Consider the following 20,719-nt stretch of genomic DNA (forward strand, 5'->3'; position numbering starts at 1 on the left):
TTTGGCAGTCACACGTATGATGCATGATTGCGGCCTGGCCTAGTCCAGGCCGTTTTTATTTGAGCGTCAGCGGTTTAGCGAAATAGCTGGCGGACCAAGACCAGACGTTAAAAGTTGTAAGCCCAAGGTAAATAGCCGGTAAAGGTGCTTTTCTAAACGCCCCCCAGTGCTTATCTTTCAGCCTCCCGAAGAAGAAGCTCTCATCCCCAATGGTTGATCACTCCATGCAATCCTCCTCCCGCAACTCCCGCCGCTGGCTGTTTGGCCTGCTTGTGCTGCTGGTTATCGCCGGCCTGTGCTGGAAATTCTGGCCCGGCGGCGCGGCCCACAAGGACGCGCCAGCGGGGCACACGGGCAAGACCGGCATGGCGCGCCCGGGGTTCGGTGGTTCCACCGGCCCGGTGCCGGTGCGCGTGGCGCCGGTGGTGCAGGGGGAGTTTGCGGTGTACTACAAGGCGCTGGGCACGGTCACCGCGCTCAACACCATTAATGTGCGTAGCCGGGTGGGCGGTGAGCTGGTGAAGATCGCCTTTGAAGAAGGGCAGATGGTCAAGGCCGGCGACCTGCTGGCGGAAATCGACCCGCGCAGCTACCAGAACGCCTTGCTCCAGGCCCAGGGCACGCTGTTGCAGAACCAGGCCCAGCTGAAAAACGCCCAGGTCGACGTCGAGCGTTATCGCGGCCTGTATGCCCAGGACAGTATCGCCAAGCAGACTCTGGACACCGCCGAGGCGCTGGTGTTGCAGTACCAGGGCACGGTCAAGACCAACCAGGGCGCGGTGGATGACGCCAAGCTCAACCTTGAATTCACCAGGATCCGCGCACCGATCAGCGGCCGCGTGGGTCTGCGCCAGCTCGATGTCGGCAACCTGGTCGCCGCCAATGACACCACCGCCCTGGCGGTCATCACCCAGACTCAACCTATCAGCGTGGCGTTTACCCTGCCGGAAAATACCCTGGAAACCGTACTCGCCCGTTACCACGCGGGCAACAAACTGCCCGTGGAAGCCTGGGACCGTAGCGACGTGAAAAAACAGGCGGTCGGCGTGCTGCAGAGCCTGGACAACCAGATCGACGTCACCACCGGCACCCTGAAGTTCAAGGCGCGCTTCGATAACAAGGACCAGGCGCTGTTCCCCAACCAGTTCGTCAATGTGCACTTGCTTGCCGACACCTTGCACAACGTGGTGCTGGCACCGTCGGCGGCGATCCAGTTCGGCAATACCGGCACCTTTGTCTACAAACTCGACGGTGACAAAAAGGTCAAGGTCCAGCCGTTGGTGCTGGGTGATTCCGACGGTGAGAACACCGTGGTCAAGGAAGGCCTGGTCGCAGGCGACCGCGTGGTACTGGAAGGCACCGACCGCCTCAAGGACGGCAGCGAAATCGAAGTGGTCAACCAAAGCAGCGAAGTGCCAACCACGCCGACCGAACACCTGCAAGGCAAGCCTGCGGCAAAAGGGGAGACCGGCGCTGACGCCGGCAAGGCGCAAAAGGTCGGTTCATGAACCTGTCACGCCTGTTTATCCTGCGCCCGGTCGCCACCACGCTGAGTATGCTGGCGATTGTATTGGCCGGGATTATCTCGTACCGCTTGTTGCCGGTATCGGCCTTGCCCCAGGTGGACTACCCGACCATCCGGGTCATGACCCTGTACCCCGGCGCCAGCCCCGACGTAATGACCAGCGCGGTCACGGCACCGCTGGAGCGCCAGTTCGGGCAGATGCCGGGGTTGACGCAGATGGCGTCCACCAGCTCGGGCGGTGCCTCGGTGCTGACCCTGCGTTTCAACCTCGACATCAATATGGACGTTGCCGAGCAGCAGGTGCAGGCCGCGATCAACGCCGCCACCAACCTGTTGCCCAAGGATTTACCGGCGCCGCCGGTGTACAACAAGGTCAACCCCGCGGATACCCCGGTGCTGACCCTCGCGATCACCTCCAAAACCATGCTGTTGCCCAAGCTCAATGACCTGGTCGACACGCGCATGGCGCAGAAAATCGCGCAGATCAGCGGCGTCGGCATGGTCAGCATTGCCGGTGGCCAGCGCCAGGCCGTGCGCATCAAGGTCAACCCCGAGGCCCTGGCGGCCAATGGTTTGAACCTGTCGGACGTGCGTGCGCTGATCGCCGCCTCCAACGTCAACCAGCCCAAGGGCAACTTCGACGGCCCCACCCGCGTGTCGATGCTCGATGCCAACGACCAGTTGGTTTCGCCCCAGCAATATGCCGAACTGATCCTGGCCTACAACAATGGCGCACCGTTGCGCCTCAAGGATGTGGCGCAGATCGTCGACGGTGCCGAAAACGAGCGCCTCGCGGCCTGGGCCAACGAAAACCAGGCGGTACTGCTCAATATCCAGCGCCAACCGGGCGCCAACGTGATCGAGGTGGTCGACCGCATCAAGGCGCTGCTGCCGAGCATCACCGACAACCTGCCCGCCGGCCTGGACGTGACGGTGCTCACTGACCGCACCCAGACCATCCGCGCCTCGGTAAAAGACGTACAACACGAGCTCCTGATTGCCATCGCCCTGGTGGTGATGGTGACATTCCTGTTTCTGCGGCGGGTCAGCGCCACGATCATTCCGTCCATCGCCGTGCCGCTGTCCCTGGTGGGCACCTTTGGCGTGATGTACCTGGCGGGCTTCTCCATCAATAACCTGACGCTGATGGCCCTGACCATCGCCACCGGGTTCGTGGTGGATGACGCCATCGTTATGCTGGAGAACATTTCCCGCTATATCGAAGAGGGCGAGACGCCGATGGCGGCGGCGCTCAAGGGCGCCAAGCAGATCGGTTTCACTCTGATTTCCCTGACCTTGTCGCTGATTGCGGTATTGATCCCGCTGCTGTTCATGGCTGACGTGGTTGGGCGGCTGTTCCGCGAGTTCGCCATCACCCTGGCGGTGGCGATCCTGATTTCCCTGGTAGTGTCCCTGACGCTCACGCCGATGATGTGCGCGCGTTTGCTCAAGCGCGAACCCAAGGAAGAAGAACAGGGGCGTTTCTACAAGGCCAGTGGTGCCTGGATCGATTGGCTGATCCAGGCCTATGGCCGCAAATTGCAGTGGGTGCTCAAGCACCAGCCGCTGACTCTGCTGGTGGCCATCGCCACCCTGGGGCTTACGGTGGTGCTGTACCTGGTGGTGCCCAAGGGCTTTTTCCCGGTGCAGGACACCGGGGTGATCCAGGGTATTTCCGAAGCGCCGCAATCGATTTCCTTTGCGGCGATGAGCCAGCGGCAGCAGGAACTGGCGAAGATCATCCTCGCCGACCCGGCAGTCGAGAGCCTGTCGTCCTACATTGGTGTGGACGGCGATAACGCCACGCTCAACAGCGGGCGCTTGCTGATCAACCTCAAGGCCCACGGCCAGCGCGATTTGAGCGCAGCCGAGGTGATCACCCGCTTGCAACCGCACATCGATAAGCTGGTGGGCATCCGCCTGTTCATGCAGCCGGTGCAGGACCTCACCATCGAGGACCGTGTCAGTCGTACCCAGTATCAGTTCAGCATGTCGTCGCCGGACGCCGAATTGCTGGCACTGTGGAGCGGCAAGCTGGTGCACGCCCTCAGCCAGCATCCGGAACTCACCGATGTCGCCAGCGACTTGCAGGATAAAGGCTTGCAGGTGTACCTGGTGATCGACCGCGACGCGGCTTCGCGCCTGGGCGTGAGTGTCTCGACCATTACCGACGCGTTGTATGACGCCTTCGGCCAGCGCCAGATCTCGACCATCTACACACAAGCCAGCCAATACCGCGTGGTGCTGCAGGCCCAGTCCGGCGAAACCCTCGGCCCGGCCGCGCTCAACCAGATCCATGTGAAGACCACCGACGGCGGCCAGGTGCGGCTGTCGAGCCTGGCCCACGTCGAGCAGCGCCAGGCGCAGTTGGCGATTGCCCATATCGGCCAGTTCCCGGCGGTGATGATGTCGTTCAACCTGGCCCCCGGCGTCGCCCTGGGCAAAGGCGTTGAGCTGATCAACCAGACGCAGAAGGACATCGGTATGCCGGTGGGCGTGCAGACCCAGTTCCAGGGCGCGGCCCAGGCGTTCGAGGCGTCGTTGTCGAGCACCTTGCTGCTGATCCTGGCGGCGGTGGTCACCATGTACATCGTGCTGGGCGTGCTCTACGAGAGCTATATCCACCCGATCACCATCCTGTCGACCTTGCCGTCGGCGGCGGTGGGGGCCTTGCTGGCCTTGCTGCTCAGTGGCAATGACCTGGGCATGATCGCGATCATCGGCATTATCCTGCTGATCGGTATCGTGAAAAAGAACGCGATCATGATGATCGACTTCGCCCTCGATGCCGAACGTAATCAGGGCCTGGATCCACAGACGGCAATTTACCAGGCGGCGCTGTTGCGTTTCCGGCCGATCCTGATGACCACCCTGGCAGCCTTGTTCGGTGCGGTGCCGCTGATGCTCGCCAGCGGTTCCGGCGCGGAGTTGCGCCAACCGCTGGGCCTGGTGATGGTCGGTGGCTTGCTGGTGAGCCAGGTGTTGACGCTGTTTACCACGCCGGTGATTTACTTGTATTTCGACCGTCTTGGCCGCCGCTGGCGCAAAGAGCCGCAACGCCTGGAGCCGGTTGAGCCATGAACCTGTCCGGACCGTTCATTCGCCGGCCGGTAGCGACCATGCTGCTGAGCCTGGCGATCATGTTGCTCGGCGGCGTCAGCTTCAACCTGCTGCCGGTGTCGCCGCTGCCGCAGATCGACTTCCCGGTGATCGTGGTGTCGGCCAGCTTGCCCGGCGCCAGCCCCGAGGTGATGGCGTCCAGCGTCGCGACGCCACTGGAGCGTTCGTTCGGCTCGATTGCCGGTATCACCACCATGAGCAGTTCGTCGAGCCAGGGCTCGACGCGGGTGATCCTCGCCTTTGATTCCGACCGTGACATCAACGGCGCGGCGCGCGAAGTGCAAGCGGCCATCAACGCGTCGCGCAACCTGCTGCCCAGCGGTATGCGCAGTATGCCGACCTACAAGAAGATCAACCCGTCCCAGGCGCCGATCATGGTGCTGTCGCTGACCTCCGATGTGTTGCAGAAGGGGCAGCTGTATGACCTGGCGTCGACCATCCTGTCCCAGAGCCTGTCCCAGGTGCCGGGCGTGGGCGAAGTGCAGATCGGCGGCAGCTCGCTGCCGGCGGTGCGCATCGAGCTGGAGCCCAAGGCTCTGGACCAGTACGGCGTGGCCCTGGACGATGTGCGCAATACCATCGCCAATGCCAACCAGCGCCGACCCAAGGGCTCCCTGGAAGATGGCGAACGCAACTGGCAGATTCAAGTCAACGACCAGCTGGAAAAAGCCAAGGACTACGCGCCGCTGTTGATTCGCTACCAGGACGGCGCGGCCCTGCGCCTGGGGGATGTGGCGAAGATCACCGACGGTGTGGAAGACCGCTACAACAGCGGCTTCTTCAACAATGATTCGGCGGTGCTGCTGGTGATCAACCGCCAGTCCGGCGCCAACATCATCGAGACGGTCAGGCAGATCAAGGCCCAGTTGCCGGCGTTGCAGGCGGTGCTGCCGTCCAGCGTCAAGCTCAGCCTGGCCATGGACCGCTCGCCCGTGATCGCCGCGACCCTGCATGAGGCGGAAATGACCCTGCTGATTGCAGTAGGGCTGGTGATCCTGGTGGTGTACCTGTTTCTGGGCAATTTCCGCGCTTCGCTGATCCCGACCCTGGCGGTGCCGGTATCGCTGGTGGGTACCTTCGCGGTGATGTACCTGTACGGGTTCTCGCTGAACAACTTTTCGTTGATGGCGCTGATCCTGGCCACCGGGCTGGTGGTGGACGATGCCATCGTGGTGCTGGAGAACATCTCCCGGCACATTGACGAAGGTGTGCCGCCGATGAAGGCTGCGTACCTGGGCGCCGAGGAAGTCGGCTTTACCTTGTTGTCGATGAACGTGTCACTGGTGGCGGTGTTCCTGTCCATTCTGTTTATGGGCGGGATCGTCACCAACCTGTTCCGCGAGTTTTCCATCACCTTGTCGGCAGCGATCATTGTTTCGCTGATCGTCTCGCTGACCCTCACGCCGATGCTCTGCGCGCGCTGGCTCAAGCCTCATGACAAGTCCAGGCAGACCGGCTTGCAGCGCTGGAGCCAGAAGATCAACGACCGCATGGTCGCCGGCTACGCCACCAGCCTGGACTGGGTGTTGCGTCATCGGCGTCTGACCCTGCTCAGCCTGTTGATCACCGTGGGCGTGAATATCGCGCTGTATGTGGTGGTGCCAAAAACCTTCATGCCCCAGCAGGACACCGGCCAGTTGATCGGGTTTGTGCGCGGCGACGATGGCCTGTCGTTCAGCGTGATGCAGCCGAAGATGGAAATCTTCCGCCAGGCGGTGCTCAAGGATCCGGCGGTGCTCAGCGTGGCGGGCTTTATCGGCGGCAACAGCGGCACCAACAACGCGGTGATGCTGGTGCGGCTCAAGCCCATCAGCGAGCGCAAGATCTCTGCCCAGGCGGTGATCGAGCGCCTGCGCAAGGACGTGCCGCTGGTGCCGGGCGGGCGCCTGTTCCTGATGGCCGACCAGGACCTGCAATTCGGCGGCAGCCGCGACCAGACCAGCGCACAGTATTCCTACATCCTGCAAAGCGGCGACCTGGCCGCGTTGCGGCTGTGGTACCCGAAAGTGGTCGCGGCGATGCGTGAGTTGCCGGAGCTGACCGCCATCGATGCTCGTGAGGGCAGGGGCGCGGCGCAGGTCACGCTGATCGTCGACCGTGATCAGGCCAAGCGCCTGGGCATCGACATGGACATGGTTACGTCGGTGCTCAACAACGCCTACAGCCAGCGGCAGATTTCCACCATCTACGACAGCCTCAACCAGTATCAGGTGGTGATGGAGGTCAACCCCAAGTATGCCCAGGACCCGAACACCCTGAACCAGGTCCAGGTGATTACTGCCGATGGCGCACGGGTGCCGTTGTCGACCATTGCCCATTACGAGAACAGCCTGGCCGACGACCGCGTCAGCCATGAAGGCCAGTTTGCCTCGGAAAATATCGCCTTCGACATGGCGCCCGGGGTCACGGTAGAGCAGGGCACCGCCGCCATCGAGCGGGCGATTGCCAAGGTCGGCCTGCCAGAAGATGTGATTGCCAAGATGGCCGGCACCGCCGACGCCTTTGCGGCCACGCAGAAGGGCCAGCCGTTCATGATTCTGGGTGCGCTGGTGGCGGTGTACCTGGTGCTGGGCATTTTGTATGAGAGTTATATTCACCCGCTGACCATCCTCTCGACCCTGCCGTCGGCCGGTGTCGGTGCGTTGTTGGCGATCTACCTGCTGGGCGGCGAGTTCAGCCTCATTTCGTTGCTGGGCTTGTTCCTGCTGATCGGCGTAGTGAAGAAAAACGCGATCCTGATGATCGACCTGGCGCTGCAACTGGAGCGCAACGACGGCATGAGCCCGCTGGAATCGATCCGCAGTGCCTGCCTGTTGCGCCTGCGGCCGATTTTGATGACCACCCTGGCCGCGATCCTCGGCGCCTTGCCGTTGCTGCTCGGCAGCGGCGATGGCGCGGAAATGCGTCATCCATTGGGCCTGACCATCATTGGCGGCCTGGTCTTCAGCCAGATCCTGACCCTTTACACCACCCCGGTGGTTTACCTCTATCTCGACCGCGCGCGCCACCGCTTCAATGCCTGGCGCGGCGTGCGTACCGATGCTGCCCTGGACACTGCGCTATGACCGATTCAACCACTCCTGTAGGAGCGAGCTTGCTCGCGAAAAAAGCCCAGATGCCGCGCTCATCCAGAATGAACGCATTATCGTTGACGGCCTTCGCGAGCAAGCTCGCTCCTACAGTGGGCCTGGCCCTGTTGCTCAGCGCCTGCGCCATTGGCCCTGACTACAAACGCCCGGACGTCATCGAGCCGGTGCAGTTCAAGGAGGCCCAGGGCTGGCGCCAGGCCAACCCCAGCGATTCCCTGGCCCGTGGCGCCTGGTGGGAGCTGTATGGCGACCGCCAACTCAATGGGCTGGTAGAGCGCCTCAACACCTCCAACCAGACCGTCGCCCAGGCCGAAGCACGCTTTCGCCAGGCCCAGGCCCTGGTGCGCAGCTCCCGCGGGGCGTTTTACCCCAGTGTCGACCTGAGCGTTGGCAAAACCCGCGCCAGCCAGGGCACCGGCAGCAGCAGCGCCAGCCTCAGCAGCTCCAGCAGTGGTATTCGCGACACCCTCAATGCGCAGTTGGGCGTGAGTTGGGAAGCCGATATCTGGGGCAAGTTACGCCGCGGGCTGGAGGCCAATGAAGCCAGCGCCGAGGCCAGCTCGGCGGATCTGGCTGCGATGCGCCTGAGCCAGCAGTCGGAACTGGTGCAGAGCTACCTGCAACTGCGGGTCATGGACGAACAGACGCGCCTGTTGCAGGCCACTCTGGATACCTACCAGCGTTCATTGAAAATGACCGAAAACCAGTACCGCGCCGGTGTGGCCGGCAAGGATGCCATTGCCCAGGCGCAAACCCAGCTCAAGACCACCCAGGCCAGCCTGATCGACTTGATCTGGCAACGCGCCCAGCTGGAAAACGCCATTGCCGTGCTGATCGGCGAAGCCCCGGCCAACTTCAATCTGGCTGTCAGCAATGATATTCCGGCGTTGCCGCAGATACCGGTGAGCCTGCCGTCCCAGTTGCTGGAACGTCGCCCCGATATTGCCTCGGCCGAACGCTCGGTGATTGCCGCCAACGCCAATATCGGCGTGGCCAAGGCAGCTTATTACCCGGACCTCAGCCTGAGCCTGCAGGGCGGTTATTCCAGCAGCACTTATGAAGATTGGATCAGCCTGCCTAACCGCTTCTGGTCGGTAGGGCCGAAACTGGCGATGACCCTGTTCGATGGCGGCCAGCGCTCGGCGGAAGTCGACCGCACCGTGGCCAGCTATGACGAGACCGTGGCCAAGTACCGCCAGACTGTGCTGGATGGGTTCCGTGAAGTGGAAAACTACATGGTCCAGCTCAAGGTCCTGGCGGACGAGGCTGTGGTCAGCAATGAAGCACTGGAGTCGGCGCGCGAGTCGTTGCGCTTGACCGAGAACCAGTACAAAGCGGGGTTGATCGCTTACCTGGATGTGGTGACTGTGCAGGCGACGGCCCTGAGTAACGAGCGCACCGTATTGACCTTGTTGCAGTCGCGGTTGGTGGCGAGTGTGCAGTTGATTGCGGCGTTGGGTGGTGGCTGGGACGGCCAGACCTCTCTGGCTGAAAAGGAGTAACCGGATGCGCCGCGCATCCTGGGGGAGCAAGATCAACTGTGTGGGCTTGCCCCAATGCCAGTCAGTTAAGCACAGTACCCTGTGGGAGCTGGCTTGCCTGCGATAGCGTTAGTGCAGTAGTAGTTGCGGTGACTGACACACCGCCTTCGCGGGCAAGCCCGCTCCCACAGGGGATCTGCGCAGGCCACATTTTGATGTTCATGACGTCGTTGAAAACAGCCTGGCGAAGCCATCCGATTGACGCCAAAAACTCACTAATGGCCAACTGATTAATTAATCACCTGCCTAAGATTCATTCTCGCTACAATCGCCCGCTTTACCACCCGGCATGGGTTTTTACGCCCTGTAGCCTGCGAGAAGCCCCATGTTGATCGGTAGCTATTCAACCTCCCTCGTCGTGATTTCCCTGTGCGTCGCGATGCTGGCGTCCTACACCGCGTTGGACATGGCCGGGCGAATCGCTACCGCCAAGGGGCGTGCCGTTTACCTATGGATCGCCGGCGGTGCAGGGGCGATGGGCGTGGGTATCTGGTCCATGCACTTTATCGGCATGTTGGCGCTGCGGCTGCCGTTTGCCCTGGGGTTTGACCTGGGCATTACCGCGTTGTCGTTGCTGATCGCCGTGTTGTCCAGTGGCTTTGCCTTATGGCTGGTCAGCCAGCCACGCCTGCCGGCCTGGCAACTGGCGTTCGGCGCGCTGGTGATGGGCGCCGGTATCGCCAGCATGCATTACACCGGCATGGCGGCGATGCGCATGACCCCCGGCATCGACTACGACCCCACGTTGTTCGGCGCTTCGTTGTTGATCGCAGTGGTGGCCTCCGGCGCTGCGCTGTGGATCGCCTTCAACCTGCGCCGCAATACGCCCTACGTGCGCCTGGCGCGGGGTGGGGCGGCGGTGGTGATGGGCGTGGCCATCGTCGGTATGCATTACACCGGCATGGCCGCGGCGCAGTTTGCCGATGACAGTTTCTGCGGTGCCGCCCTGACGGGCTTGAGCGGCAAGGGCCTGGATAACCTGGTTCTGGTGACTTCCCTGGCAGTGTTGGTCATCGCCTTGTTGACCTCTTTGCTGGATGCCCGCCTGGAAGCACGCACGGCGGTGCTCGCCGACTCCTTGACCCTGGCCAACCAGGAACTGACCCACCTGGCCCTGCACGATATGCTTACAGGCTTGCCCAATCGCACGCTGTTGGCCGATCGCATTCAACAAGGCATTCAGGCGGTGTACGAACAGGGCGGGTGCTTTGCACTGATGTTTATCGACCTGGACGGCTTCAAACCGGTCAACGACGCCTTTGGCCATCACATGGGCGACCAACTGCTGCGCGAAGTGGGCTTGCGTTTGCGCGAAGACTTGCGCAGCCAGGACACCCTGGCCCGTATCGGCGGCGACGAGTTCGTGTTGCTCGTGCAGTTGACCCAACCGGACGATGCCATGGGCCTGGCCGAGCGTCAGGTCGGCCTGATCAACCGCGCTTTCACGGTGGCCGAGCATGAGCTGAAAATCTCCGCCAGTATCGGTATCGCCATGTTCCCGGGCAACGGCAACAACCCCCAGGAACTGTTGATGAACGCCGACGCGGCGATGTATCACGCCAAGGGCATGGGCAAGAACGGCTATAGCTTCTTCGATGCGTCAATGAACACCAACGCGCGCAAGCAACTGCAATTGTTGCAGGACCTGCGCAATGCCCTCGAACACGGCGAGTTTCGTTTGTATTACCAGCCCAAGTTCGATGCGGTGAGCGGTAACGCTGTGGGGGCGGAGGCGTTGTTGCGCTGGCAGCATCCGCAACAAGGCTTGCTGCTGCCGGCAACTTTTATTGCACTGGCGGAGAAAACCGGGCTGATCATTGCCATCGGCGAATGGGTACTCGACGAAGCCTGCCGCCAGATGAGCCTGTGGTACGCCCAGGGCTATGAGAGCTGGCGCATCGCGGTGAACCTTTCGGCGCTGCAGTTCTGCCATGCCGGGTTGGTCAACAGTGTTGCGGCTGCCCTGGAGCGCCACCGATTACCCGCCAACAGCCTCACGCTGGAGATCACCGAGACCACCGCCATGAGCGATGCCGACGCGAGCATGAAGGTATTGCAGCAACTATCGGACATGGGTGTGGACCTGTCTATCGATGACTTTGGCACCGGCTACTCAAGCCTGATGTACCTCAAGCGCCTGCCGGCCAATGAGTTGAAGATCGACCGCGGCTTTGTACGCGACCTGGAACACGACAGCGACGACGCCGCCATCGTCTCGGCCATCGTGGCCCTCGGCCAGGCTCTGGACTTGCGGATTGTCGCCGAAGGCGTGGAAACCGATGCGCAGCAAAACTTCCTCACCCGCCTGGGGTGTGATTCCTTGCAAGGCTATCTGTTGGGGCATCCATTGCCGGCTGATAGTTTCATGGCAAACATCCGCAGTGGCGAGGATGCGTCAGCGCCTGACAAAAGCGGTCAGTGACGAGTATTCTTGGATCCAACCCTAACCGTCAGGTTGAATCAGGAGACCGCAGCCATGGACAAAGTCGTCATCATCACCGGGGGCAGCCGCGGGATTGGCGCCGAGACGGCCTTGCTGGCCGCTCGCGAAGGTTATCGCATCTGCATTAACTATCAGTCGGACGAGAAGGCAGCCCAGGCCGTGCTTGAACAAGTGCGTGGTCTCGGTGCGCAGGCCATCGCGGTGCGCGCCGATGTCAGCATCGAAGATGAAGTGATTGCGCTGTTCAATCGTGTGGATGCCGAATTGGGGCGTGTCACGGCGCTGGTTAATAACGCCGGTACCGTGGGGCAAAAGTCGCGGGTCGACGAGATGTCCGAGTTTCGTATCCTGAAGATCATGAAGACCAATGTGCTGGGCCCGATCCTGTGCGCCAAGCACGCGGTGCTACGCATGTCGCCCCGGCATGGCGGGCAGGGCGGCAGTATCGTCAACGTGTCGTCGGTGGCGGCGCGGCTGGGGTCGCCCGGTGAGTATGTGGACTATGCGGCGTCCAAGGGCGCTCTGGATACCTTCACCCTGGGTTTGTCCAAAGAGGTGGCGGGTGAAGGCATTCGAGTCAACGCGGTACGCCCTGGTTATATCTTTACCGATTTCCACGCCCTGAGCGGCGACCCGGATCGGGTCAGCAAGCTGGAATCCGGTATTCCCATGGCGCGTGGCGGGCGCCCGGATGAAGTGGCGGAGGCGATTATCTGGTTGTTGTCGGATAAGGCTTCATACGCCACTGGCACTTTCGTGGACCTGGGGGGCGGACGCTAATAGCTGCAGCTCAACGGCCAAGGTCTTGCAGCGTGTCGTAGCCATTTTCTGCGAATGCTACAAGTAGACGAGCCTCAGAGTTCTTTCGGGTGCTATAGCCCGCGTTGTGGAAGCCGTTGATCTTGCCGTCGTGAGGTTCGCTATTGCCGACGCGGCGATCATTCACATTGTCGAGAACGTTGATCACCCGTGCCAGGTTATAGGCCGCATGGGCCCTGGCCCTTGCGACAGGGTTGGCGGACGTCCAGTCGCCAACCCGGCGCTTGAGCAAGTCTGTCACTGGGTAGCGGTCCCGACGTTTGAGCAGATGCTTCAACGCGGGATTCGCGTTGATGATTTGCCGGGCGGTACGATGGTCACCGGCGGGAGGATCTTCGGCTGCAGTCGGTACGACGAGCCAGTTATTTTCAGGGCGGCCTTCGTCGGGCCGATAGCGGTGCGGTGTATGAAACGGACTGATGCGCATGGCGGCCTCAACGTGGAACTGGACCTCACTGGGTGGTGCCCTGATGGCGCCGAGTTCCATAGGCGAGGGGGGCGCCTTTAAAAAGATCGCACAATCCGCCCCAGCGTCTCCATGGCCTTTTCCGACGCCTCGTTCCAGGGGCTGCCATAGTTCAAGCGTATGCAGTTTCTGAAGCGTTGGGTCGCTGAAAAAATCGGCCCCGGTGCGATGCTGATGCCTTGCGCCAGGGCCATCTGGAACAACTTCAGCGAGTCGGTTTGCTCCGGCAATTCCAACCACAGGAAGTAGCCGCCCGCCGGCTGGCTGACCCGTGTCTGGGCCGGGAAGTAGCGGGCGATGGCCGCCAGCATGGCGCTTTGCTGTTCTTCCAGGGCATAGCGCAACTTGCGCAGGTGGCGGTCATAGCCGCCGTGTTGCAGGTAGTCGGCAATCGCCGCCTGGGCCGGCATCGAGGGGCACAGCGAGGTCATCAGTTTCAGGCGCTCGACTTTTTGCGCAAAGCGTCCGGCTGCGACCCAGCCAACGCGGTAACCCGGTGCCAGGCTCTTGGCAAAAGAGCCGCAATGCATCACCAGCCCTTCGGTATCAAACGCCTTGGCCGGTTTTGGCGCGTGTTGCCCGTAGTACAGCTCGGCGTAGACATCATCTTCGATCAACGGCACCTGATGGCTGCGTAGCAGTTCTACCAGCGCCTGCTTTTTTGCTTCGGGCAGGGTGGCGCCCATGGGGTTCTGGAAGCTGGTCATGGTCCAGCAGGCTTTGATCGGGTAGCGCTCAAGGCTTTGTGCCAAAGCGTTCAGATCAATGCCATCGCGCGGGTGTACCGGGATTTCCACGGCCTTGAGTTTCAGGCGCTCCAGCACTTGCAGGCAGGCGTAGAACGCTGGTGCCTCGATCGCAACCAGGTCGCCCGGTTCAGTCACGGCTTGCAGGCACAGGTTCAGCGCTTCCAGGGCGCCGTTGGTGATCAGCAATTCCTCCATGGGCAGCATCAGGCCGCCGACCATATAGCGCAGGGCAATCTGCCGACGCAGTTGCGGGTTGCCCGGCGACATGTCGGTGACCACCAGGCGCGGGTCCATTTCGCGGCTGGCGCTGGCCAGGGAGCGCGCCAGGCGCGGCAACGGGAACAGCATCGGGCTGGGGAAGGCCGAGCCGAAGGGCACGGTATTAGGGTCTTTGATCGAGTCCAGTACCGAAAACACCAATTCACTCACATCCACATGGGTGGACTCATGCACTTGCTCGCTCACGACCGGCTCGGAAAACGGGCTCGGCGCATGGGTGTTGACGAAGTAGCCGGAGCGCGGCCGTGCGCGAATCAGGCCACGACGTTCCAGCAAGTAGTACGCCTGGAACACGGTAGACGGGCTGACGCCGTAAGTCTGGCTGGCATAGCGCACCGACGGCACCCGCTGACCTGGGCCAAGGACGCCGGAGCGGATCAGTTCTGCGATGTCATCGGCAAATTTTTCGTAGCGTTTCATGGCGGCCTAATTAGCTTTTTGAATGTGTACGCAGGGCAAAACTGTAGGAGCGAGCTTGCTCGCGAAACACGTCAACGATAACGCGTGTTTCCTGAATGCACGCGGTGCCTGTGAGTTTTTCGCGAGCAAGCGCGCTCCTGCATTTGATCTCTATATCAGCGATTCAAAGGGGCAACAAATCGGCTGTCAGCTGCGGTATAGACCCAGGGTTCATCCACATCAGTGACTTTAAAACGGATAGTTTGAGAACTGCTGGCCGGTGTGTCCGCCAGCAACGCCACCGACACCGGTATATCGACAATTTCCCCGGGCGCGAGGCTGACCTGGGTCTTGCCTTGCAACTGGAACCCCTCGGCCTCCACCAGTTCCAGGCGGTATTCCTGGCGCTGCTGGGTCTTGTTGATTACCTTGAGGCTGTAGATGTTCTCGATCAAACCCTGGCTGTTTTCGCGAAACATGCCGCGGTCCTTGGTGACATCCAGCGACACCATCGGCCGTTCAATCAAGGCCACCACCAACGCGGCAATCATGACCAGCAGCACGGCACTGTAGCCGATCAGGCGTGGCCTGAGCAGCTGAGTCTTGCCGCCCTGCAGTTGGTGTTCACTGGTGTAGCTCACCAAGCCACGGGCATAGCCCATTTTGTCCATGATCGAGTCGCAGGCATCGATGCAGGCCGCGCAGCCGATACATTCCATTTGCAGGCCGTCGCGGATATCGATACCGGTAGGGCAAACCTGCACACACAGCTGACAATCAATGCAATCGCCGAGCCCGACATCGGCTGGCTGCACCTCACGTTTGCGCGGGCCACGGCGTTCACCGCGCGCAGCATTGTAGGAAATGGTCAGGGTGTCTTTATCAAACATGACACTCTGGAACCGCGCATACGGGCACATGTGCATGCACACCGCCTCGCGTAACCAGCCAGCATTGATGTAGGTAGCGCCGGTAAAAAACAGCACCCAGAACAGGCTCACCCCGCCTGCTTGCCAGGTCAGCAGTTCGACGGCGAGCGGGCGGATGGGCGTGAAGTAACCGACAAAGGTCAGCCCGGTCAGCACGCTGATACCCAGCCACAGCGAATGTTTGGCTGAGCGCCGCGCGAGTTTGTTCAGGCTCCAGGGAGCTGCCTGCAGCTTGATGCGCTGGTTGCGTTCGCCCTCGGTGATCTTTTCACACCACATGAACAGCCAGGTGAACGAACTTTGCGGGCAGGTATAGCCGCACCACACGCGGCCGGCAAACACCGTGATCGCAAACAGCCCGAAAGCACAGATGATCAGCAGCGCCGAGAGCAGGATAAAGTCCTGCGGCCAGAAGGTCGCGCCGAAAATGTGGAACTTGCTTTCGGCCAGGTCCCACAGCACGGCCTGGCGCCCATCCCAGTTCAGCCACACGGTGCCGAAAAAGGCCAGGAACAGCAACGCCGCTCCGCTGACACGCAAGGTGCGGAACAGGCCGGTGAAGCTGCGGGTATGGATCAGGTTGTCACTGGATTTGGCCTTCACCTTCTTTGGGTGTATGGGCTCAAAGGTTTCCACGGTTGGGATTCGTTCGCTCATGGTCGTTCGCTCATCAGCCTCCATCAGGCCAATGCACTATGGGCGACGGGCTGTTTGCATAACAGACTCAGGTATGGCGATAAAAAGCGGATCAGATGGGCTGGACATCTCAGTCTGCGTCAATCTGCTGCACCCCAGACTCAATGGGGTGCAGCGATAGATCGCAGCTGCTGACGCAGATCAATTAAATCACTGAACCCGGTTCGTCGGCCTTTACATGCTGACGGCCATCGGTTGCGCCTTCAACCGTCAGGGCGTCCGCCTCGGCTTCGGTGATGTAGATACGCGCACCCGCCAATTCCAGATAAGACATGGCTTTGTCGTGATCGGTAAGGATGGTCACCCGGGTGGCTGGCAGGCTTTGTTCCTGGCCGTTGTCGTCGAGCGTGAAGTAGCACAGATGATTTTCGATGCGTACGGTCATGACGATCTCCGTTTTGTGAACTGTGCAATGTTAGGCGACCGCCATGCGCACGGGTTCCGGGCAACTGACTGGCGGTCTGTGCGGTCTATTCTTTATTCATAATAAAAGGAGCGCATTCATGGACGCCTGGTGGCATCAAGTGTGGCAAACCCTGCAAGCCGAATTCGCCGACCTTGCCGACGCCCGACAACTCACCCAAGTGACGGTGCGCCTGCTGATCGCTGCGATCCTGGGGGGCATTCTGGGTTTTGAACGTGAACACAAGGGCAAGGCGGCAGGCGTGCGCACCCATATGCTGGTGGCGCTGGGCGCGGCGCTGTTTGTGCTGGTGCCGCAGATGTCCGGTAACCAGGCAGACGCCATGAGCCGGGTGGTTCAGGGGGTGATTGCAGGCATCGGCTTTTTGGGCGCCGGCACTATTCTCAAGGGCAAGGAAGACGAAGAGGGCCAGCATGTAAAGGGCCTGACCACGGCTGCCGGGCTGTGGATGACCGCCGCCATCGGGGTGGCGGCAGGCATGGGGCGTGAATCGACGGCGGTACTCAGTACATTGCTGGCCCTGATGGTATTCAGCATCATGCCGAGAATCGTCAAGCTAGTGGAAAAGTGATAACCGGCTAACCTCTCGATCAGGTCACGATATTGCTTTGGCGCACCTCACCAAACACCTTCAACACAAAGGCTGGCTTGCCTGGAGCATCAGCAATGACGACCACGCTGGCATTGTTATTGGGCAAATATTGAATCTGTATTTCCCCGCTCGACTCTGGCGTGCGCTCAACCGTTCGCAGTGAGGTGTTCAACTGCTTCTGGATGCCGGCCAGGTTCAGTTTATCTTGCGATTTGAAGTTGCGGACCTCTTGAGGCGATTCGAGTGTGGATTCACTGGCAGAGCTGAAGCTATAGGTAGCGCAGGTGTCGTTGTGAGTGTCGCTGGCCGATGGCATTGACGCTGTGTCGGCTTGCGATGCATCAAGTTTGTCTTTGGCCAGCGAATTGCAGGTATTGCTTAAGGTTTTATAGGTCGAATCCATTCTGGAATAGTTTTGCTCGATTTTGGTTAACTCTGCGAGTGAGTGATCGAGACGGCCAACAGAGATCGAGGCATCGCTGTCGAATGCCCCGAGCAGAGCCTCAATATTCTTGAAGGTGAATCTATTCATCACCTGTTCTGTTGTTTTATGCCTGGCCGAATTCAGGTTTTTGGCACCCTCATCGAGCAGCACGTTCATCTCTTCAAGTTTCTGGCGGTTCGCTTTAGCGTCGGGGCCACGTAACGCTGCGCGCCTGTTTTCGGGCTGAAAAATCCATTCCAGTTCGGATTTGATTACCTGAGATTGGGCAGAGTCCGGATTGCTCTGCAGTGCGTTGATTGTTTCCGGGGTCAATAGTGTACGAGCATCACTCACGCGTTTGGTCGCGTCTGTGTGTTGTTCTGGGGAGATCTGATTGGCGCGCGTGTCAGGCGATTGCTCTGAACGGTCTGGTGCCTTGGGCTCAGCGGACCAGTTGGGGCCAGCCTTGAGCAGGGTTTGCAGCTGTTGTGATGTTGGCAGGCCCTGAATGTGTGCGCCGATGGAGGGTTGCGGTGGCGATGGCGGCGTGCTCAAAGCGTGTTGAGGGTTAATGGTCGACATGGTGTCCTCGCGATAGGGTCAGAACTTCCCATCGGAAGATGGGTTGAGTGCGAGGTAAATATATAAACCTGCGTTCAGGCGAGCATTCAGGCTTGTTTCCAGTGTCTGTAGGAGAGTTCAGTTTTTGTGGCTCGCTCGAGTTGATGAACAGCCTGGCCGCTCCCGAGCGAACCTCTATCATTGTGGCTCAGACGATGACCGGCGGCGTGGTCGCAGGGGGCTCCTGCGCTGGCGGTGGCTCATCTTCCGGTGGTTCCTGCCTGGGCGGCGGCGTCGGCTCCGCAGGCGGCAAGGGTGGATCGTCGATATTCGGATCTTCAGGCGCAGGGGGAATTGGGATATTCATCGGTGTGGCCTCCTTTGTGCTTGGCTCTATGGGTGGACCATTGCCTCAGGCAATTGATTCCCCGCCCGGTGGCGACATATCCACCTGAACTTTTGTCGCGCGCCCAGGCTCGGACTTTAAACGGCTCTGCTCAGGGAGAGCGTCGCCGTACTTGAATTCGGATCAAGCAAAGAGCGTCCACGGGGCGTAAGGGGAAGATGCTCGATGACTGCTGAAACACTGGCTCCAGAAGGCTCGGTACTGCCACTGTCGCAGGCGCTGTTGTTACCCAGGATTGCTATCGAAAACACCATGCCGGTGATCGACCATGGTGAGTTTGCGGTTAAGGCCGTGGTCGGCCAGCGCGTCAATGTCACCAGTAAAGTGTTCGCCGATGGGCACGACAAACTGGCGGTGCTGATCCGCTGGCGCGCGCTGGAGGATGAAAGCTGGCACAGCGTGGTCATGACCGATGTCGGTAACAATGGCTGGGAAGGCGCGTTCACCGTCGCCCATCTTGGCCCGCATGAATACTGCATCGAGGCATGGATCGATACCTTCGCCAGCTTCTGCTATGAACTGCGCAAGAAACACGAGGCCGGGGTGCCCGTCAGCCTGGAATTGCAGGAGGGCCGCAGCCTGGTGTTGCAGGCTGCCGAGCGCAGTGACAACGAATTGCGCGACCGTTTGATGTTGTTGCACCACGAACTGTCGGGCCTGCTGGAAACCGAGCAGGTGGCGTTATTCCTGCACGAAGACAGTGCACACCTGATGACTCAGGCCGATCATCGCGCGTATCTGAGCATCAGCCCCGCCTACCCGATTGACGTAGAGCGTGAGGCGGCGCAGTTCGCCAGCTGGTATGAGCTGTTTCCCCGCTCGATCACCGATGATCCGGCCCGCCACGGTACATTCAACGACGTGCACTCGCGCTTGTCGATGATCCACGACATGGGTTTTGACGTGCTGTACTTCCCGCCGATCCATCCTATCGGCCGCAGCCATCGCAAGGGCAAGAACAACTCACTCACCGCCGGCCCCGATGATCCGGGCAGCCCGTATGCCATCGGCAGCGCGGAGGGCGGGCATGAGGCGATTCACCCGCAACTGGGCAGCCGCGAGGATTTCCGTCGCCTGGTCAAGGCCGCTGCCGACCACGGCCTGGAAATTGCCCTGGACTTCGCCATCCAGTGCTCCCAGGACCACCCATGGCTTGAACAGCACCCTGGCTGGTTCAACTGGCGCCCCGACGGCACGATTAAGTACGCCGAGAACCCGCCGAAAAAGTATCAGGACATCGTCAACGTCGATTTCTATGCGGCGGATGCGATTCCGGGCTTATGGACAGAACTGCGCGACATTGTGGTGGGCTGGGTGGAAGAGGGCGTGAAGACCTTTCGCGTCGACAACCCGCACACCAAGCCGCTGCCATTCTGGCAATGGCTGATCAGTGATGTCAGGTCCAAATACCCTGAGGTGATCTTTCTGGCGGAAGCCTTTACTACACCGGCGATGATGGCGCGCCTGGGCAAGGTCGGCTATTCCCAGAGCTACACCTACTTCACCTGGCGCAATACCAAGGCCGAGTTGAGCGAGTACCTGACGCAGTTGAACCAGTCGCCGTGGCGCGAATGCTACCGGCCGAACTTCTTCGTCAATACGCCGGATATCAACCCAGGCTTTTTGCACCAGTCCGGACGCCCCGGGTTCCTGATTCGTGCAGCGTTGGCCACCATGGGGTCGGGCCTGTGGGGCATGTATTCGGGTTTTGAACTGTGCGAAGCCGCGCCGGTGCCGGGCAAAGAGGAATACCTGGATTCGGAGAAGTACGAGATTCGGCCACGGGACTTCACCGCCCCCGGCAACATCATTGCCGAGATTGCGCAGCTCAACCGTATTCGTCGGCAAAACCCGGCGTTGCATACCCATCTGGGCCTGAAGCTCTACAACGCCTGGAACGACAACATCCTGTATTTCGGCAAGCGCAGCGAAGATGGCAGTAACTTCATCCTGGTGGCCGTCAATCTCGATCCCTATAACGCTCAGGAAGCCCATTTTGAACTCCCGCTGTGGGAGATGGGCCTGCCGGATGACGCCCAGACCCAGGGTGAAGACTTGATGAACGGCCATCGTTGGACCTGGTACGGCAAGACCCAATGGACACGGCTAGAGCCGCAGATGCCCTTTGGGATCTGGCGCATCACCCATTCCCCAGGCTGATGGAGATCCCCTGTGGGAGCTGGCTTGCCTGCGATAGCGATTTGTCCGCCATTTCAGGTACTGACAGACCGTTATCGCAGGCAAGCCAGCTCCCACA

14 protein-coding genes are annotated in these 20,719 nt (G+C 60.7%); 8 read left to right on the plus strand and 6 right to left on the minus strand.

Going from position 1 to position 20,719, the window contains the following annotated elements:
- The first annotated feature begins 209 nt into the window (after positions 1-209).
- The 6 genes from TX23_RS15455 to TX23_RS15480 all read left to right on the plus strand — a co-directional run bounded on the left by TX23_RS15455 (position 210) and on the right by TX23_RS15480 (position 12,498).
- A complete protein-coding gene (locus TX23_RS15455) occupies positions 210-1,508 on the plus strand; it encodes an MdtA/MuxA family multidrug efflux RND transporter periplasmic adaptor subunit (protein ID WP_057702930.1) in 1,299 nt (432 codons plus the stop codon).
- A complete protein-coding gene (locus TX23_RS15460) occupies positions 1,505-4,606 on the plus strand; it encodes an MdtB/MuxB family multidrug efflux RND transporter permease subunit (RefSeq protein WP_057702931.1) in 3,102 nt (1,033 codons plus the stop codon). The genes TX23_RS15455 and TX23_RS15460 overlap by 4 nt, the downstream gene beginning before the upstream one ends.
- Entirely contained in the window at positions 4,603-7,710 is a 3,108-nt protein-coding gene (locus tag TX23_RS15465; RefSeq protein ID WP_057702932.1) for an efflux RND transporter permease subunit, read from the plus strand. The genes TX23_RS15460 and TX23_RS15465 overlap by 4 nt, the downstream gene beginning before the upstream one ends.
- A 68-nt stretch (positions 7,711-7,778) precedes the next feature.
- The gene (locus TX23_RS15470; protein WP_057703082.1) at positions 7,779-9,236 is read left to right on the plus strand and encodes an efflux transporter outer membrane subunit; all 1,458 of its coding nucleotides are present in this window, start codon (positions 7,779-7,781) and stop codon (positions 9,234-9,236) included.
- A gap of 364 nt (positions 9,237-9,600) precedes the next feature.
- Positions 9,601-11,697 carry a putative bifunctional diguanylate cyclase/phosphodiesterase gene (locus TX23_RS15475; RefSeq protein ID WP_057702933.1) on the plus strand — a complete coding sequence of 699 codons (2,097 nt, stop codon included), beginning with the start codon at positions 9,601-9,603 and terminating at the stop codon, positions 11,695-11,697.
- Between the two features lie 54 nt (positions 11,698-11,751).
- Positions 11,752-12,498, plus strand: coding sequence for an SDR family oxidoreductase (locus tag TX23_RS15480; protein ID WP_057702934.1), 747 nt, complete (start codon positions 11,752-11,754; stop codon positions 12,496-12,498).
- 10 nt (positions 12,499-12,508) lie between these two features.
- On the opposite strand, the gene TX23_RS15485 is transcribed toward TX23_RS15480, so the two are convergent.
- From TX23_RS15485 to TX23_RS15500, 4 genes are all read right to left on the minus strand, one after another.
- A complete protein-coding gene (locus TX23_RS15485; protein WP_057703083.1) occupies positions 12,509-12,964 on the minus strand; it encodes a hypothetical protein in 456 nt (151 codons plus the stop codon).
- Between the two features lie 77 nt (positions 12,965-13,041).
- Entirely contained in the window at positions 13,042-14,451 is a 1,410-nt protein-coding gene (gene mapR / locus TX23_RS15490) for a GntR family transcriptional regulator MpaR (RefSeq protein ID WP_005788562.1), read from the minus strand.
- Between the two features lie 155 nt (positions 14,452-14,606).
- Positions 14,607-16,016: a cytochrome c oxidase accessory protein CcoG gene (gene ccoG / locus TX23_RS15495; RefSeq protein ID WP_057702935.1), complete on the minus strand. Its 1,410-nt coding sequence runs from the start codon at positions 16,014-16,016 to the stop codon at positions 14,607-14,609.
- Positions 16,017-16,200: 184 nt separating this feature from the next.
- Positions 16,201-16,440, minus strand: a complete 240-nt coding sequence (locus TX23_RS15500; protein WP_057702936.1) for a DUF3203 family protein — start codon at positions 16,438-16,440, stop codon at positions 16,201-16,203.
- Between the two features lie 118 nt (positions 16,441-16,558).
- Here TX23_RS15500 and TX23_RS15505 point away from each other — a divergent pair, with 118 nt between their 5' ends.
- Positions 16,559-17,050, plus strand: a complete 492-nt coding sequence (locus TX23_RS15505; RefSeq protein ID WP_057702937.1) for an MgtC/SapB family protein — start codon at positions 16,559-16,561, stop codon at positions 17,048-17,050.
- A gap of 19 nt (positions 17,051-17,069) precedes the next feature.
- Here TX23_RS15505 and TX23_RS28460 read toward each other — a convergent pair whose 3' ends face one another.
- Both TX23_RS28460 and TX23_RS28185 read right to left on the minus strand, forming a co-directional pair.
- The gene (locus TX23_RS28460) at positions 17,070-18,077 is read right to left on the minus strand and encodes a M10 family metallopeptidase C-terminal domain-containing protein (protein WP_244885960.1); all 1,008 of its coding nucleotides are present in this window, start codon (positions 18,075-18,077) and stop codon (positions 17,070-17,072) included.
- A 187-nt stretch (positions 18,078-18,264) separates the two neighbouring features.
- A complete protein-coding gene (locus tag TX23_RS28185; protein WP_167346936.1) occupies positions 18,265-18,423 on the minus strand; it encodes a hypothetical protein in 159 nt (52 codons plus the stop codon).
- A 204-nt stretch (positions 18,424-18,627) separates the two neighbouring features.
- On the opposite strand from TX23_RS28185, the gene TX23_RS15515 reads away from it, so the two are divergent.
- A complete protein-coding gene (locus tag TX23_RS15515; protein ID WP_057702938.1) occupies positions 18,628-20,622 on the plus strand; it encodes an alpha-1,4-glucan--maltose-1-phosphate maltosyltransferase in 1,995 nt (664 codons plus the stop codon).
- The last annotated feature ends 97 nt before the right edge of the window (positions 20,623-20,719 follow it).

This window comes from Pseudomonas paralactis (genome assembly GCF_001439735.1).
Lineage (GTDB): Bacteria > Pseudomonadota > Gammaproteobacteria > Pseudomonadales > Pseudomonadaceae > Aquipseudomonas > Aquipseudomonas paralactis.